This window comes from Micromonospora sp. NPDC048909 (genome assembly GCF_040649635.1).
In the GTDB taxonomy this organism is placed as follows: domain Bacteria; phylum Actinomycetota; class Actinomycetes; order Mycobacteriales; family Micromonosporaceae; genus Micromonospora.
Genome location: NZ_JBEZFU010000001.1, coordinates 457,494 through 472,433, shown reverse-complemented (window position 1 = coordinate 472,433; position 14,940 = coordinate 457,494). Strand labels below are relative to the sequence as shown.

Annotated in this window: 13 protein-coding genes and 1 pseudogene; 6 read left to right on the top strand and 8 right to left on the bottom strand. The window is 65.1% G+C overall.

Features of this window, described 5'->3' with window-relative positions; translation table 11 throughout:
• The first annotated feature begins 1,011 nt into the window (after positions 1–1,011).
• Entirely contained in the window at positions 1,012–1,458 is a 447-nt protein-coding gene (locus AB0C04_RS02295) for a hypothetical protein (RefSeq protein WP_357047083.1), read from the top strand.
• A gap of 598 nt (positions 1,459–2,056) precedes the next feature.
• A pseudogene (locus tag AB0C04_RS02290) lies at positions 2,057–2,458 on the top strand (hypothetical protein); the annotation flags it as partial.
• A gap of 367 nt (positions 2,459–2,825) precedes the next feature.
• Here the strand turns inward: AB0C04_RS02290 and AB0C04_RS02285 are convergent.
• Together AB0C04_RS02285 and AB0C04_RS02280 are read right to left on the bottom strand one after the other, a co-directional pair.
• Positions 2,826–3,881, bottom strand: coding sequence for a hypothetical protein (locus AB0C04_RS02285; RefSeq protein WP_357047081.1), 1,056 nt, complete (start codon positions 3,879–3,881; stop codon positions 2,826–2,828).
• 385 nt (positions 3,882–4,266) lie between these two features.
• Positions 4,267–5,772, bottom strand: a complete 1,506-nt coding sequence (locus tag AB0C04_RS02280; RefSeq protein ID WP_357047079.1) for a restriction endonuclease — start codon at positions 5,770–5,772, stop codon at positions 4,267–4,269.
• A gap of 504 nt (positions 5,773–6,276) precedes the next feature.
• Between AB0C04_RS02280 and AB0C04_RS02275 the strand changes: the two genes are divergently transcribed.
• Positions 6,277–6,990 (top strand): DUF3800 domain-containing protein, encoded by a 714-nt coding sequence (locus AB0C04_RS02275; RefSeq protein WP_357047077.1) that lies wholly within the window; start codon positions 6,277–6,279, stop codon positions 6,988–6,990.
• A gap of 403 nt (positions 6,991–7,393) precedes the next feature.
• On the opposite strand, the gene AB0C04_RS02270 is transcribed toward AB0C04_RS02275, so the two are convergent.
• A complete protein-coding gene (locus AB0C04_RS02270; RefSeq protein WP_357047075.1) occupies positions 7,394–7,795 on the bottom strand; it encodes a winged helix-turn-helix domain-containing protein in 402 nt (133 codons plus the stop codon).
• 370 nt (positions 7,796–8,165) lie between these two features.
• On the opposite strand from AB0C04_RS02270, the gene AB0C04_RS02265 reads away from it, so the two are divergent.
• From AB0C04_RS02265 to AB0C04_RS02255, 3 genes are all read left to right on the top strand, one after another.
• A complete protein-coding gene (locus AB0C04_RS02265) occupies positions 8,166–8,384 on the top strand; it encodes a flavin reductase (RefSeq protein ID WP_357047073.1) in 219 nt (72 codons plus the stop codon).
• Positions 8,381–8,554, top strand: a complete 174-nt coding sequence (locus tag AB0C04_RS02260; protein ID WP_357047071.1) for a hypothetical protein — start codon at positions 8,381–8,383, stop codon at positions 8,552–8,554. The genes AB0C04_RS02265 and AB0C04_RS02260 overlap by 4 nt, the downstream gene beginning before the upstream one ends.
• Before the next feature lie 257 nt (positions 8,555–8,811).
• On the top strand, positions 8,812–9,378 hold the full coding sequence (locus tag AB0C04_RS02255) for an NUDIX hydrolase (protein WP_357047069.1): 567 nt from the start codon (positions 8,812–8,814) through the stop codon (positions 9,376–9,378).
• A 417-nt stretch (positions 9,379–9,795) separates the two neighbouring features.
• Here the strand turns inward: AB0C04_RS02255 and AB0C04_RS02250 are convergent, their stop codons facing one another.
• From AB0C04_RS02250 to AB0C04_RS02230, 5 genes are all read right to left on the bottom strand, one after another.
• The gene (locus AB0C04_RS02250; RefSeq protein ID WP_357047067.1) at positions 9,796–10,443 is read right to left on the bottom strand and encodes a response regulator transcription factor; all 648 of its coding nucleotides are present in this window, start codon (positions 10,441–10,443) and stop codon (positions 9,796–9,798) included.
• Between the two features lie 14 nt (positions 10,444–10,457).
• Positions 10,458–11,783, bottom strand: coding sequence for a sensor domain-containing protein (locus AB0C04_RS02245; RefSeq protein ID WP_357047065.1), 1,326 nt, complete (start codon positions 11,781–11,783; stop codon positions 10,458–10,460).
• A gap of 17 nt (positions 11,784–11,800) precedes the next feature.
• Complete coding sequence (locus AB0C04_RS02240) at positions 11,801–12,571, bottom strand: ABC transporter permease (protein ID WP_357047063.1); 771 nt, start codon at positions 12,569–12,571, stop codon at positions 11,801–11,803.
• Positions 12,568–13,293, bottom strand: a complete 726-nt coding sequence (locus AB0C04_RS02235) for an ATP-binding cassette domain-containing protein (protein WP_357047061.1) — start codon at positions 13,291–13,293, stop codon at positions 12,568–12,570. Before AB0C04_RS02235 ends, AB0C04_RS02240 begins: the two co-directional genes overlap by 4 nt.
• Positions 13,294–13,450: 157 nt before the next feature.
• The gene (locus AB0C04_RS02230) at positions 13,451–14,494 is read right to left on the bottom strand and encodes a hypothetical protein (protein ID WP_357047059.1); all 1,044 of its coding nucleotides are present in this window, start codon (positions 14,492–14,494) and stop codon (positions 13,451–13,453) included.
• Between the last annotated feature and the right edge of the window lie 446 nt (positions 14,495–14,940).

Sequence of the window (14,940 nt, the reverse complement as noted above, 5' to 3'; positions counted from 1 at the left end):
CGTGGACTCGTTGACGGAGGTCGGCACGGGTGGGGAGCCTGGGATGTCGGCATCCGGCCGGGTGCCGCAGGCTGCCCCACCCGTGGAGGTGTGCGAATCCGGGCCATCGTGGACGGCGGGGAAGGCCGTGCTGGGCCGCTCAGCGGATTCGGGAGACCAGTGCAGCACCGGTGCGATCGAGAGCCGGCGGGACGTGGCCCCCATCAGCGGCAGGAAGGCCGCTCAGCATCTCCAACGTCGAGTCCAGCGATCCGGCGGGAAGGCCGCCCTGGCGTGCTCGACGAGCGCCAGAGTAGCACCGGGTTCCGACACGTCAACCCACCGTGATCCCGGAGGCTGTGTGGGGACCGCCGGCTGCCTGCCGGTGTGGGAGGACTTTCTGTACGTCTATCAAGGCGGCCCTGAACGGGCCGCATGCGCCGCCGCCTGGGCGCGCGTCCGTCGCTCCGCTGGCGCTCCGACTCCGGCCACGCAACACGCCCGGCGGCTGGCGCGGACAGCGAGTGCCCAAGGGCCGCCGCAGAACGACAGGGCAGTAACCGGTTGGGGTAGTGGGCCGGCAGCCGGCCGGGCCGCGGCCAGGTCCGCGCGGCGTAGGGGAGCCCACTCCGGCCGCGTGGGCGAGCTGACGGCGGTCGTGGGGTTGCGGTATACCGCGCCTCCGGCGGGGGCGCTCAGGCTCCGAGATGGTGGGACACCCACGGCGGGTCACGGTCAGTGGGTGGTCGCGGTAGCCCATCCCGCCCGCCATCGACCCGGGCAAGCCGAGCAGACCGCCGCCCGACCCGCCAGCGTCCGAACGTGCGTCAAGGCCGTCTTGACGTGGCGGGCCGGGCGGCGGCCCACTCCCCAAGAGGGCGGGTCGACGGCGGACGGGATGGCAAGGATGGGGAACTCCTGTGGTGAGACAGCCTTGATCACCCTGTCTCGAACAAGTCACCGATAGTGGGAATCGAGCCAGTATCGCTAGCATGACCCCGACGTACCGCCGATCCTCAAGGGGGATCTAGGGTGACGACCCACGCGGACCGCATGTTCGCTGAGCTTGACAGACAACTGGAACATGTCCGGGTCCAATGCGACGCCATTGCAAGTCGTGCCGGCTTCCTCATCGCTACCACAGCCGTTGCTGCGGCAGTTTTGGCGGCCCGGATTCAGACAGGAAAACTCAATGTGGCAGGTGCACTGTGGGCTCTAGGTATAGCCGGTGCGCTTGGAGTTATGACGCTTGTTCCGTTGCTGCATCCAGGCCCGCGTCTTGTTGCCGTGCAGCGGTGGGCTGCTGCTGCCGGTGAGAAGGAGCAAGTTGACGCGGTTACGGAACTATTCCTATCGAAAATGCTGACACTGGAGGGTAATCGCTCTCGCTTGCTGGTGATGACAGTGGCGTTCTATCTTCAAGGATCGGCGGTCGTGTTAGCTGTGGTGCTGGCGCTAATGCAGACAATGGGGAAATGACATGGCGCGACGTTCCCGGACTTCGTCTTCAAGCCAGTCGGACTTGGGGAGCCCCGAGGGTGGTGCGACTCCCGAGTCTAGTAGGACGAGTGTCCCTCGGTTGACGGCAGGGATGGAAGATTTTGAGGCAGGCGACGGCGAACTTCTGTCATTCAACGAAACCCACCTCAAAAGAGCTGCGGACGCCGTCGTGTCACATTCGCTTTTAGGACGGTTAGGACCCGCGAACACAGGAATGAGGCTCGCCATCCGTAGGCTTGCGGAGTCGCTAAAAGTAGCCGGCTCTACGCAGAGTTCGGTTCCTGTAACGCAGCAAGGTCAATCTCAAGCAAGAGACCAAAGTCAAGATCGCGACGTCGACCCTGCTCCGTCAGCCGTAGCCCACCACCACCACCATGCATTTGGACAAGGCGCTGGGTTGCGCGGCCAATCTCACCCCACCTACACCGGGAGTCCGTCGATATCGGAACGTGAGTTGATCGAGTTTTGGTCGTTGGTGGGTCACTGGGTTGAGGAGGGCGAGAAGGTTCAAGCCGAGTCTTCTTCGACCGCACGAGAAGGCGGAAGTGAAGTTGATGCGGAATATCTTGAAGAAGAGCCATTAGAGGAGAGTGTCAAGCAAGTCGTTGCCGCCATGACTAGAGTCGAGGTCGGGGACTTGCAAATAGACCATGACGGCGATATTGCAATCAGGGCTGGGTCGGCGATGGTGTTTGTTAGAACACGTGACGCCCCGCCACTCGTTGACGTATTTTCCCCCATTCTAACGGAGGTCGAGCAAACGCCTGATCTTCTGGTCAGATTATCCGAATTCACAAACCGAATGCCTATCGGTAGGATGTATTTCTCAACAGGAACCGTTTGGGCGTCCATACCGGTTTTCGGGCGACACTTTCAGCGACCGCACCTTATGCTTGCCGTGCAAGTTATGGTTGGGCTAGCGGATGAATTGGATGATCGCTTGCAGGCGGAGTTCGGCGGCCGGCGGTTCTTTGAGTAGTCGACGGTGGCGACGGCCAGGATCCGAACAAGCAGTCCGTTCCCTGCCTGTGGGACCCGTCCACCCCTGATTGCTTTCGGGGCACACAGGGGGCACAAGACACTGTCAAACGTCGTCAACCAGCCACCAACGATGGCAGCCCTATACGCCGTGTGAGCAGGTGTCGGCGGGTCGTTCGCGCTGGTGGGGGGGCATCGGGCTCTAGTTCCGCTTTAACGTCTGACACAGCATTGCTGCTGGCGCAACTCGTAGCCGGCTGGTGGTTCCTTCGGGACGCAGGAGTCAGACACTGTCAGCCGGCGGAGTTTGACATCCATAGGAGCAGGGGATTCGGTGGCGGTCCTCTCGCAGGTGCCGGTACAAAGGTTCAGCCGGGAAATTCATCCTGCTGGGGCATGCGGGTTGGTTCGCTGATCCAGAGCGCGAACTTGCGATCGCCGAGTTCCTCGACCTCTACACCTAGCTTGCGCCACATCTCGTGGATGGCGTTCTCTCCCTCATCTAGCAACTCGGCTTCAAGCTGAGCGAATGTGTCGAGCGATGGAATCAGCGGCTGGTTCATTGCGGCGGCGACAATCCTCCCCCACATAGGGCCAAGGTACAGTTGTGTCCCTGGGCTGGTCGCTGCTTCGTTAGACAGTGGACCCGGATAGTCCACTGAAAGGGCCTCAGCATGAGCGCGGCCAAGAAGCGTAAGCATGCCGTCAGTGCTTGTAGCCAGACGCGCCCACATCTCGTCAAGGCTTAGCTGGTGGTATTGGTAGTCCTCAACTAGGTCTGGCCAGCCGGGATAGACTCGCTCGTCCAGAGCCTCAATGACCGCTTGGCAGTAGCCTAAATCGTGAAGCATGCCAAGCCGGAGGGGCAATTCCTCTCCGTCGGGTCGGCGCACGCTTGCAACATTGGAAAGGATGCGGTCAACGATCTGGTCGCATCGCATCTCCTCGACGGCGACGCGGATCATGCTACGGGCTACTTCGCTTGGGGTATGGGACGGGAATGGAACCCCATCGAGTGCGCCGCTAGCGTGGCGTAGTCGCCCGAAGACCGGATGCGCCAACTCGTGAAGAGCAATCCATAGCCGGATACCCTCTGCCATTGGAGAATCATTCGAGGCTTCCCAAAGCTCAGAGTTGAAGACAATCTCGACCGTTGAATAGTCGCGTGCAGTCGGGACATTTTTTGCGCTAACGAGGCCGCCAATGCGTTCAAGAGCAAAGGGTCGCCCATCTGCAATCCCGGCTCGATGTTGTGCAGATTCAACGGCGCTGACAAAGTCGTCCGCGAGAATTGCAGTGACGTTGATTGGCGGGCAAGAACTCTCGTTGGCCATTGCCTGCAGTAGCGCAAAGGCCATGCGGATGTTCTGGCGGAATCCGTCATGCTCGCCGACGAGCGTTAACTGGAAAGGTTCGTCTGTCATGAAGAGTGGCCTCTGCTGCAGTTGGTCGAGGGTTAGCGGCACGCTATACCAAGCGAACGCCTGTTCGAAGGAGGCGCGCCGGAGTGCCTCGGGACCCCGGTGGGCAAGATCCGGAATATGCGCGGAATGATCAAAGCCGCCGCTAGGAACACGTTGGTCGTGTGCCCTGGTAGAAGACCGGCGCGGTTGCCAAGCGCAACTGCCTTCCTAAACCGTGTGCTGCAGCACCGTTGCCAGCAGCGCTGACTGCAACGGCAAAGATGTGGGCAGCCGCCGGCTACCGAAGGCGAACTGCCGCCCGAGGACGCGGATGCGTACAGACCCTGCCGGACGACGCGCCTAGAACTTGCAGCGAGTGCTTCATCCGGTCTAGATGAGGATGCCCCTACTCCAGGTCTGCCCTGTCCCAGCCCGGCGGAAGCTTTTCTAGGCCGATTAGGACGTCAAGATTAAGGTGCTCCTTCAGCATGTGCTTGAGATTGCGACCCTCGATGATCTCGATGCGTCCGTTGGCCGCAGCGAAGTCGCGGCTCGCCTTTCCAACCCACGAGGTAGTAACCAGGACACCCTTGGCGGCTCGTTTGTGATCCATCACGCCGGCAAGTGCGTGGACGGCTTCAAGGCCCACGATTTTGCTGTAGCGCTTCGCTTGGATGATGCAGAGCCCGCCGACGATCGGATCCTCATTGACAGCGACGCCGTCTACACCTTCGTCCTTTGAGGCTTGCGTGACCCAGGACTTCATACCGATGCTCTCGAAAAGGCGGCGAATGAGATGTTCGAACTCTCCAGGAGAGAGTGTGAGTAGGTCCGTACGGCTATCCAAGCCGGCGACGACATCCATCTCGTCGACGAACTTGTACTTCGAAAGGTCGAAGGACACCACTGGTCTGACGGCCTCTAGGTCGTATGGATGCGGGGAAACAATTGCGTTCAGGTGGTTGCGAAGGCACAGTACCGGATCCAGCTCTGGCTCATCGAGCTGCACTACGGCGAACTTGTCCCGCTCCACACCCACGCTCATGAGGAGCGGGCGAATGGCGCGGCCAGTCGCCTTGTCCTTGGTTGAGGCGTAGCCGTTGAAGACGATGCCGGTGACGAGGTCCGGGGAGGTCACGTCGAAAGTCTCGGCAATGGTGCGCAATGTCAGTCGTGCAAGGAGGTCGCCGTACAGCTTCTTAGTCTCGGGTTCCTTGCGGGGTATGGCAACCATGCCCTTCGCCGTCGTGTAGCGATAGGCGACGACGGGGGGCACGACGTCCCGGAGTGGTAGCTCGTACTCAATCAGCAGCTCAGTGGAGGCAGGATCATAATGAGCAGCGACCTTGCCTGTCAGGCCCTCGGGGTATCGAGATTGGGCAAGGACGTGTTGTAGACGCTCAACAAACGCGGGTGGTCCGCCGTTCAACAACGCCGCGCTGAGTTCGAGGGCAGACATGGCGCCGCGCTTGTTTCTCCGGGCTAGCAGCTGTGAGTACTCGGCAATCTTTGCGCTGATGGCATCGGTCCGAAACTCCGCCTCTGCTATCTTGCGAGCATTTGCCTCCCGCTCCGTCAGGCGTTTCGCAGCGGCTGCCTCCTGCGCTTCCTCGCGGGCATCAGCAGCTCGGCGTCGTTCCTCAGCACGCTCGCGCTGGGTGGCCTCCCGAGCTGCCTTCGCCGCCGCTTGGTCGGCCAGACGTTTAGCCTGTACTTCTTGCCGCAGGCGCGCGGCCTCGGCCTTCTTTGCTGCAGCCTCGGCTTGCTTAGCCTCGCGGCGTGCCTCGGCTTCCTGAAGCTTCTGCTCGGCCACCAACTCGCGGTGCCAGCGCGCCTCCGCCTGCGCCTGGAGCTTCTTGGCCTGCTTGCGCGCGTCGAGCATTTGAGCAATTAGGCCCTTACGTCGCGCCATACATCCTCCACAGCTCCACCATAGACAGACACGACCGTAACGCACTCACGACGCAGCGGATAGCCCTTATTACGCAGGGTAGCTGGGGTGCCGGGGGTGCAGGGAAGGTCAGCGCGAGGGTCGATTCGGAGCGGTTCCGTAGACGGCCTGATCGCCGGGCTGCCGGGCCCGCCGCGCGGCGATGACGGCGGAACGAGCAACACGACGGCCGGATCCGGTTGGACTACCGGCCAGGGCCCGAACGGCCCGCGCATCGTTCCATGTGGGGCAAAGGTACCGCCCACGGAGTCGGTGGGCGGGAGTGCTGTCGACAGCAACGCTGACAGCAACCGCACCGAACGGCGACGAGCCAGCGAGCCGACACGGACGCGACTCCGAGCGTGCGACCGGTCCCGGACGGGTGCGGATGCGACGCACAGAACTTGTAAGCGTGGAGTCCCTGCCTGGCCGGCTTCCCGGGCTCGCAGGCCGCCTCGTTGCTCTCGGCTTCGATAGGCTGCCCCGATGCTGCTCGGCTACCTCGATGAGTCCTACAGTGCGGATTGGTACTACATGGCCGCCCTGCTGTGTGACGGCACGGGGGCTCAGGCGATCACTGCTGCACTTGATGAGGTCATCGTCAAGGCTGTGAAGAACCACAGCGTGGCAGAGGACGCTGAGCTGCATGGCTATGAGCTGTTCCAGGGTGAGGGCTGGTGGGAGGGGATTCCGCCCCGGGTTCGCATCGGCGTCTACAACGAGGCATTCGAAGCAATTGGTCAGCACGCACGGGCGATCATCCTCCGCGGGGTTCACGCAGCAGGGCTCCGCCAGCGGTACCTCGCGCCGGAGCCCCCGCACTCAGTGGTACTGCTGCATCTTCTTGAGCGCATCGATGACTGCGCCAAGGCCCATGGGGAACATGTGCTGATCATCGCCGACGAGGTGGGCGAGCAGGCAAAGCATCGGTCAGACATGGCCATGTATCGGAGATCCGGCACTTGGGGCTACCGGGCGAGGAAGCTAACCCAGATCGTCGACACGTTGCACTTTGCCCCTTCCAGCGCGTCACGGCTCGTTCAGGCGATCGACTTGGTGACCTTCCTCTACCGCCGCATGGAATGTCACACCGAGCCTGTGGAGAAAGCCAAGCGGGCAAACGAGCAGCTCTGGGCACGTATTGAGCCCAAGGTGTGGCACCGCCAGTGCTGGTACCCGATGGCTTACCAACAGCGGTAGATGCACGAAGGCCCCGCATCTGCGGGGCCTAAGGCGGGTTCGGAAGCAAGCTTCCTGCCACTAATCGTAGCCAGTGTTCGGCGGTACGGACAGGGTTTCGAAGCCTCAGATCGGCTGTCTTTGTCACATCGCGAGGGTGGGCAGCTCGCTCGCCACAACCTGGCCTGACCTCGACGTGTCGGTATGCCCATCGGGCCACGTCCGATTGCACCGAGCTCATGAGGGCGACATCAGGCAGCCGGGAGGCGGCGAAGAGGCAGCGCGGGCCTCGATCTGGGTTGCTTCCGAACGTCATACGACGACGGCAGGCACCTGCTAACCGACACTGGCTGCTAACAGGCGGCAGGAGCCGATAGCTTGGGTCCGCATCCCCCAGACGGGTTCGTCGACGGTTACGGCAGGCTCAGGGGCCGACGCGGATGCGGTCGGCGGCGTACAGCTCGCGGGATCCGTCGGCTCGGAAGATCACGATGACCGGGATGCCCTCACCGATCTCCAGTTCGCGCCGTTCAGCAGGGGTCGGCATACGCGCCGTCGCGGTATCGCCCTTGAGGAGGGTCACCGTTTCGGTCGGCTCGTCGGCGCGGACGAACGTGCCGCGGGGTGGTTCCACGATCACGAGCCCTTCCGACCGGAGTAGCGCTACCGCTTGTCGGACGCTCGTGCGACTCAGCCCGTACTCCTGAGCCAGTCGCAACTCGCTCGGTAGCGATGCGCCGGGCGCGAGGTCGCCAGACGTGATCCGGTCTCGCAGGAGGTCTGCGAGCTGCCGGAACACGGCCCGATCCGCGCTGGGGTCGATCACAAATGTGACGCTACGTGTCCAACAGTTCTACATCTTATTGTATCTACAGTCCTACGTCGTTACGGTGACATGAGCTGGGACAACAGCCGCGATCGACTCCGGCCCGCCCGCGACATCGACAAACATCCGAAGGGAGGCCCATGCCTCGCGTGTCGTACGAGGAGTACTTGGTGGCCGTCGCGCTAACCCTGGCCAGGCGGCACCGACCCGCCTGGTCATGGCAGCGATGGCGGAAGGTCTGCCGATGCGGGGGCGAGTTGCCCTGCCATACGAGGCATCGAATCCCAATCAACCGAGGTCACTGGCCGTCAGAGGACGGCCGGCTATCCGCTCCGTCATCGGAACCGCCGGCCGGGCGGAGGAAGCCCAAGTGACGACCCACCTCCCGATCACGCCGGCCTGGACCTGCGGTGGCTGCGGCGCCGACTGGCCCTGCCACACCCGCCGTCGAGAGCTACGAGCGGAGTACGACCGAGCCCCGGTATCGCTCGCTCTCTACCTGGCAGCCCAACTCGTCGACGCCGCGCAGGACCTGGCCCACGTCCCCGCCGGCCACCTGCATCACCGATTCCTCGGCTGGACTCGATGAGCATTCTGCGACCCGGGGATGAGAAGTTCCACTACAGCGACGGCTCCCACAAGTGGATCCCGCCCGACCCGGACTACGACCAAGAGGTCTGGGACGAGCAGGTCCGCCAGCACAAGCAGGGCCACCTGAGACACGAGCACCCGAAGGTCCGCATCCAGCGGCTGATCTGACGCCAGCAGTACAGCAGCGAAGTACAGCAACCGTGCCAGCCGAACCAGATCGAGATGCGCGCCAGCAGCCGGGATGACCTCGCACCACACCCGATCCGGCTACCCCGCCGGCAATCCATAGGTTCAGGGTTCGAGTCCCTGGCGGCCCACTTCTCCGCAGGTCATAGGCCTCGGTCGGGGTCGCTTTGCCGTGAGCGGCTTCCGTGTGGCGTCGAGGCAGCAATGTACCCCAGCGCTGGTGGTCGGATACTGGCCTGGTGGCGGAGGAGCAGGTTACCGAGTCGACGCGGTGGACGATTCATGGTGAGCGGGTGGTGGACGGCAGCCGGCGAGCGCGGTTGAGTATCGCCGACGTGGAACTGCCGGATGGGGTGCGTTTCGAGCAGTACGTGATCCGGGCGCCCCGGTCGGCGATGGTTGCGGTGCTTGACGATCAGGAGCGTCTGCTGCTGATGCGGCGGCATCGGTTTGTCTTCGATCGGTGGGTGTGGGAGCTGCCGGGTGGCTACGTCGATGATGGCGAGCAGCCGGCGGCGTGTGCGGTCCGGGAGGTTGAGGAGGAGACCGGGTGGCGTCCGGGGGTGGTGGAGCCGTTGCTGTCGTTCCAGCCGTGGGTGGCAACCGCGGACGCGGAGAACCTGGTGTTCCTTGCCCGGGAGGCGGCGTACATCGGTGCTCCGGTAGACGTCAACGAGGCCGAGCGGGTGGCCTGGATTCCGCTGGAGGAGGCGCGGCATCTCGTCTCCCAGGGTGAGATCGCCGGCGCCGGGACGGTAATCGCCGTGTTGGAACTGGTCGCGCGCAAGGCCCGGCGCGAGCTGTAGTTAGCGGCGTCGGCCCAGGCTCGCGTCGATGCGGCTGATGAAGTGCCGTACGGCTGGCCGGCGGCGGTGTGCGGCGAGCGACTTCAACCGGGTCGCTTCGCCGCGATCGGGGCCGGCTGGCCTCCTGAATCCGAGCGGTGATGAGACAGCGAAGGGGCGGACGACGGCGGGCGGACCGCTCGTTCCCAACTCGCAGCCGCTCGGCTTGTGGACCGAGATCGTCCAGAGACCAGAGGGGACTCCACTGGCCGTGGAGGCCGCCGGGCGCGGCATCGGGGCCGAGGCGCTGCACGATCGCCGTACTCGTGGACAAGCTGACCAATCGGAGGCCTGGTTCGGCGCTAGCTACAGCGCGACGAAAGGGCAGCGGACTTCAGCTCTGGCTAGTGCACGTGATGCTGTTGTCTCTAAGTGTCATCAGCCGCCGCTGACGTGGCGGAGGACGGCCAGGACCCGGCGGTTGTCGCTGTCCGAGGACGGCAGACCGAGTTTCGCGAAGATGCTCGCCACGTGCTTCTCCACGACTCCGGCGGTGATGACAAGAGCCGTCGCGATCCCGGCGTTGGATCGTCCCTCGGCCATCAGCGAAAGCACCTCACGCTCCCGGGGGGTCAGCGACGCCACCCCGGCCGTGCCCTGGCCGGCCCGCATCAAATGGCCCACCACCTCCGGATCCAGTGCGGTGCCACCGGATGCCACCCGCGTCAGCGCGTCCACGAAATCGGCGACGTCGGCGACCCGGTCCTTGAGCAGGTATCCGATGCCGGTCGGCCGGTCGGCGAGCAGCCGGGTCGCGTAGCGGGTCTCCACGTACTGGGAGAACACCAGCACACCGACGTCGGGATGGTCGCGTCGGATGTCGATCGCTGCGCGCAGTCCCTCGTCGGTGTGCGTCGGTGGCATCCGGATGTCGACGATCGCTACATCCGGTACGTGGGCGGCAACCGCGGACCGCAACGCATCCGCGTCCGCCACCGCCGCGCACACCTCGAAGCCGCGGTCGGTGAGCAGCCGCACCAGCCCTTCGCGCATCATCGCGGCATCCTCCGCGATTACCATCCGCATGTCGTCGCCTCCGTTCACACCTGTGTGGGCAGCTCGATCTCGACCCGGGTCGGACCGCCGGCCGGACTGTGTACGCGCATCCGGCCGTCCACGACGGCGATGCGGCGGGCCAGGCCGGACAGGCCGGGGCCGTCCGGGCTCGCCCCGCCGATGCCGTCGTCCTTGACGGTCACCATCAGGCGCTCGCCGGATCGGACGACACCGAGCCCGATACGGGTCGCCCGGCTGTGTTTGGCCGCGTTCGCGAGCAGCTCGGAGGCGCAGAAGTAGGCGATGGTCTCGATCGCGGGCGCCGGGCGGTCGGGCAGCTCGACGTTCACCGCGACCGGGATGGCACTGCTGGTCGCGAGCGTCGCCAGCGCGTCGCCGAGACCATTGTCGAGGACCGGCGGGTGGATCCCGCGCACCAGGTCGCGCAGGTCCGCGAGGGCATCCTTCGCTCCGCGGTGGGCGAGCGCGACCAGTTCGCGGGCCTGTGCGAGGTCGGGTGGCGGGCCGTCGACACCGAGCTTCTCGGTCGCCATGCCGAGGTTCATCGCCAGCGTGGCCAGCCGGATCTGCGCGCCGTCGTGCAGGTCCCGTTCCAGCCTGCGCATCATCGCGGCCGCGTCGTCGATCGCGCGGGCACGGGTGACCTGCAGTTCGCGTACCCGCTCGGCGAGCCGACGCGGACCGAGCAGCCGTCGCATCGCGGCAAGGTCCAGCGTCGTACCGGCCCGCATCAACCACGGTGCGACCAGCAGCATGGCGAGGCCGGCCGCGGCGATGAGAAACGTCCCGGCGAACGTCCGCGTACCGATGGTGCCGAACGGCGTCAGCGCCCACACCGGTCCGAGGCGCGTTCCGGGCGGATGGTTGCGAAACAGCGGCCACCACACCGGGTAGCTGAGGTTGACCAGGCCGAACACGTAGCAGAACGCGCCGTAACCCTCGGGGATGGCCAGTGGCACCTTGAGCAGGCCGTACCCGACGGCGCGCCAGCCCGGTCCGTCGGCGACCACGGCGCTGAGCCGCTTCGACGGCCGGGGCGGCGGGGCGTCCACATGCGTGTCGAGCAGCCGGTCGGCGAGCGAGCGATGCACGGCTCCCATCGCGCGCCCGATCGGGGCGGCCAGCACGACCAGGAACGCGACGGTGAGCGGAACCAGGAAGAGGAACACCGGTGCGACGGCAGGTGCCGGCTGGTCGGACAGGGCTCCGGTCGCCCAGAGGAAGAGGACGCCCAGGGCCGGCCCGATCGCCGGCACGCTCAGGATCGCGGCCGCGCTGACCACGCCGACGACGCAGAACACCGCCCGGCGCAGGGCCAGTGTGGTGAACGGAGCGCGCAGCGCGGTCATCGGCCCATTGTCGCTGCTCACGCGTCGCGGTGGCGGAGCAGCACGGCGCCGCACAGAATCGCTACCGCCGCGTACCCGCACATCAGCAGCGCGCTGATCCAGCTGGAGAACAGCCCGGGTACCGGCGAGGTCACCGCGATCGAGTTGAGCAGCATCAACAGCGGGACGAAGCGGCCGACCTGGATTCCGCTCTCGCCGAACAGGCCGGCCACGATCATCGGTACGAACATCAGACCGAACAGCGTGCCGATCGCGGCGCCCGAGTGCCGCACGATCGTCCCGATGCCGACCCCGATCAGCGCCGTGACGCCCAGATACACGCCGGTCAGCACGACCGCGCGCAGGATCGGCGGGTCTGAAAGGGATGCGGCCGGGATGGCGGTGCCGCGGATCGCGAGCTGCCCGCCCAGATAGCCGGCGAAGCTCGCGACCAGGCCGACGGTGAGAGCCGCGCCGCCGCACACGGCGACCTTCGCGGCCAGGACGGTCCGACGCCGCGGAACGGCGGCGAACGTCGAGCGGATCATCCCGGTGCCGTATTCACCGGTCACCATCAGGACGCCGAGCGCTCCGAGGAGCAGCTGGGCCACGATGGCGCCGCCGAGGCTGTTGTTCAGGATCTGGGCGGCGGTGGCGACCGGGGTGTGCGATCGGTACCCGAGTCCCACCCCGGCCCCCGCCGCGGCCATCGAGACCACCGCGGCGATCGCCAGCCACCACGTCGACCGGACGCTGCTCAGCTTGATCCGCTCCATCCGGGCGGCGTGCCGGAATCCGTACCCGTTCATGACGCTCCCACTCCGCGATAGTCGGTGACCTGTGAGGTGAGCCGGAAGAACGCGTCCTCCAGGCTGTCTTCGCCGGCGGCGAGCTCGGCGACGGTCGTCTCGGCCAGCAGCCGGCCGCGGCCGATCACCACCAGCCGGTCAGCGGTCAGCGCCATCTCGGCGATCAGGTGGCTGGACACGAACACCGTCCGGCCTTCGGCGGCGAGTCCGCGCAGCAGGTCCCGGATCCAGCGGATGCCCTCCGGATCCAGTCCGTTGACCGGCTCGTCGAGCAGGAGGACGCCCGGGTCGCCGAGCAGGGCCACAGCGACACCGAGACGCTGGCGCATGCCGAGCGAGTACGTACCGGCACGCCGCGTTGCCGCGTCGGACAGACCGACGATGCGCAGCACCTGTTCGACACGGGAACCGGAGATGCCGTTGCTCGCAGCCAGCGCGGTCAGGTGCGCACGGGCGCTGCGGCCGGGATGGAACGCCCCGGCATCGAGGAGCGCGCCGACTGTCCTCAGCGGCCAGTTCAGGTCCGGGTACCGGACGCCGCCGATCAGTGCCTCGCCATGGTCCGGGGCATCCAGGCCGAGGATCATCCGCATCGTCGTCGACTTGCCGGATCCGTTCGGGCCGAGGAAGCCGGTCACCACCCCCGGCTGCACCCGGACGCTCAGCCCGTCGACGGCGACCTGGTCGCCGTAGCGTTTCGTCAGCTCACGTAGTTCGATCATGCAATAGACGCTAGGCAGCGCCGTCGGCGGTCGGAAGCCGGAAACCATCCGACTGCGCCTGGAGGTTTTCCGCCCCCCACGGCCGAGGCGGACCTTGGCGGCGGGGCTGTTGACGAAAGCCCTCCAGGATTGGATGCCTAGTTCCGCATACGCGGGACTACCCCTCCAATCGCGTCAACAAGTCCTCGCGCAAGGACCACGATTCGTCGTTGATGCACTCCGCCAGGCAGGCGAGCCCAAGCGCCAAGGGCCAGGAAGCCGCCTGTCGATGCTGAGGCAGCATGTCGAGCGGTCGACTGGGATCCCAGAGCCGCGGAGGCGCCAGACTGACTGGCATAAATTCGTGGACGTAAGACCTTTCTACCCGCCGCGGTGACCGCTCGAGCACCTGATCACCTGTGAGGCCGAGGAGGGTTACGGCGCAGAACTCAGGCATCGCCCCCCGGCTGATCCAGCGACCGTGCCCAACGAGGGAGCTGTTTTCTAAATCGCGCTCCGTCAGATGGCACTCTTCCCGCAACTCGCGCTCGGCTCCGCGTATCATGACTTTCTGGATGGTGCATTCCTCCGTGTTGTCGGGCACGTCCTTAGGTTCGAGTGCACCTGAACCAGAGGGGGCGAGCAAGCCAGGGCTTCCGATGTTGTCGTCCGTCTGCGCGACAAGGAGCAGCTGGCCGTCGGTGGTGAAGGCCAGGGTTGATACGCCGATGAGGTTCGCCAGGCGACTGCGCTTGAAAGATACGAGTCGGCCGTCTGGGTCGAGGATGAGGTCCCTGCCACGAAGGGCAGGACTCTTCCGCCCCACCTCCCAGATGTCGGACGGGGCGAGCAGGTTGCTGCACATGAAGTCGAAATAGCGGCCGGCTCTCAGCTTGACAACATCGTCGCTCAAGAGGTCCGACGCCAGACAGAGCGCACTGTCGTTATAGATTTTTGCCGTTCTCGCGCGGTAGGTTAAGTAGTCAAGGGACCAGGTCCGTAAGTCATGTGGCAGCCTGTAATCGGGGCTCTGGACAATAGCCGGGATGGGGCGCTTGCGCAGTTCGGCGTTCTCGCGGGACAGCAAAATCCCTACGTCGCGGGCGCTCTCCACAACTGGCCCGAGGTCCACCGAGTGACTAATTACATCCTGATAGGTGTCGCCCTTCCGCAGCTGGAACCGCACTTCCTTCGAACGCCGGCGGTTGGCTCCGGTCTCCATGAGGGAGAGAGTAGCGCCAGCAAGCCCCGCAACAACACTGACTGGCCGAGGCGGGTCCACCAGAGAAGTCGCCAAACCGAACGAGGCTAGGACCATACCCACGGTGGTCAACCTGTATCGCCACAGTCTGTAGCGCCAAATGGTCGTCTTTGTTCTCACCGTTCTCTGGGGCCCAAGCATGCGCGCCCTCCGCTGGTGCGACGTGCCTCGGAGGCTGCATCGTAGCGGCGAGCCGGAAGCTCGTCGCGACCTTAGATAACTCGGGCTTCGCAGAGATCTAGGACAATCCCGAACACGACCGGCGCCGAGCCCAGATCTGCGCGGTTGGCAGTCAGGTATCTGACCTTCCGTCGCGCGATTGTGTTGGCGCGAAAACTTCCAGGCTCGCCGGCCGAGCGGTCCCTCAGCGAAACAACTGCCTTGGGTCAGCGTCGCGGAACGAACCT

Bases quoted from the DNA above. Each gene is read 5' to 3' on its own strand.
- AB0C04_RS02235 (WP_357047061.1), bottom strand. From the start codon at position 13,293: ATGATCGAACTACGTGAGCTGACGAAACGCTACGGCGACCAGGTCGCC.
- AB0C04_RS02275 (WP_357047077.1), top strand. From the start codon at position 6,277: ATGCTGCTCGGCTACCTCGATGAGTCCTACAGTGCGGATTGGTACTAC.
- AB0C04_RS02230 (WP_357047059.1), bottom strand. From the start codon at position 14,494: ATGGAGACCGGAGCCAACCGCCGGCGTTCGAAGGAAGTGCGGTTCCAG.
- AB0C04_RS02280 (WP_357047079.1), bottom strand. From the start codon at position 5,772: ATGGCGCGACGTAAGGGCCTAATTGCTCAAATGCTCGACGCGCGCAAG.
- AB0C04_RS02260 (WP_357047071.1), top strand. From the start codon at position 8,381: ATGAGCATTCTGCGACCCGGGGATGAGAAGTTCCACTACAGCGACGGC.
- AB0C04_RS02245 (WP_357047065.1), bottom strand. From the start codon at position 11,783: ATGACCGCGCTGCGCGCTCCGTTCACCACACTGGCCCTGCGCCGGGCG.
- AB0C04_RS02250 (WP_357047067.1), bottom strand. From the start codon at position 10,443: ATGCGGATGGTAATCGCGGAGGATGCCGCGATGATGCGCGAAGGGCTG.
- AB0C04_RS02285 (WP_357047081.1), bottom strand. From the start codon at position 3,881: ATGACAGACGAACCTTTCCAGTTAACGCTCGTCGGCGAGCATGACGGA.
- AB0C04_RS02240 (WP_357047063.1), bottom strand. From the start codon at position 12,571: ATGAACGGGTACGGATTCCGGCACGCCGCCCGGATGGAGCGGATCAAG.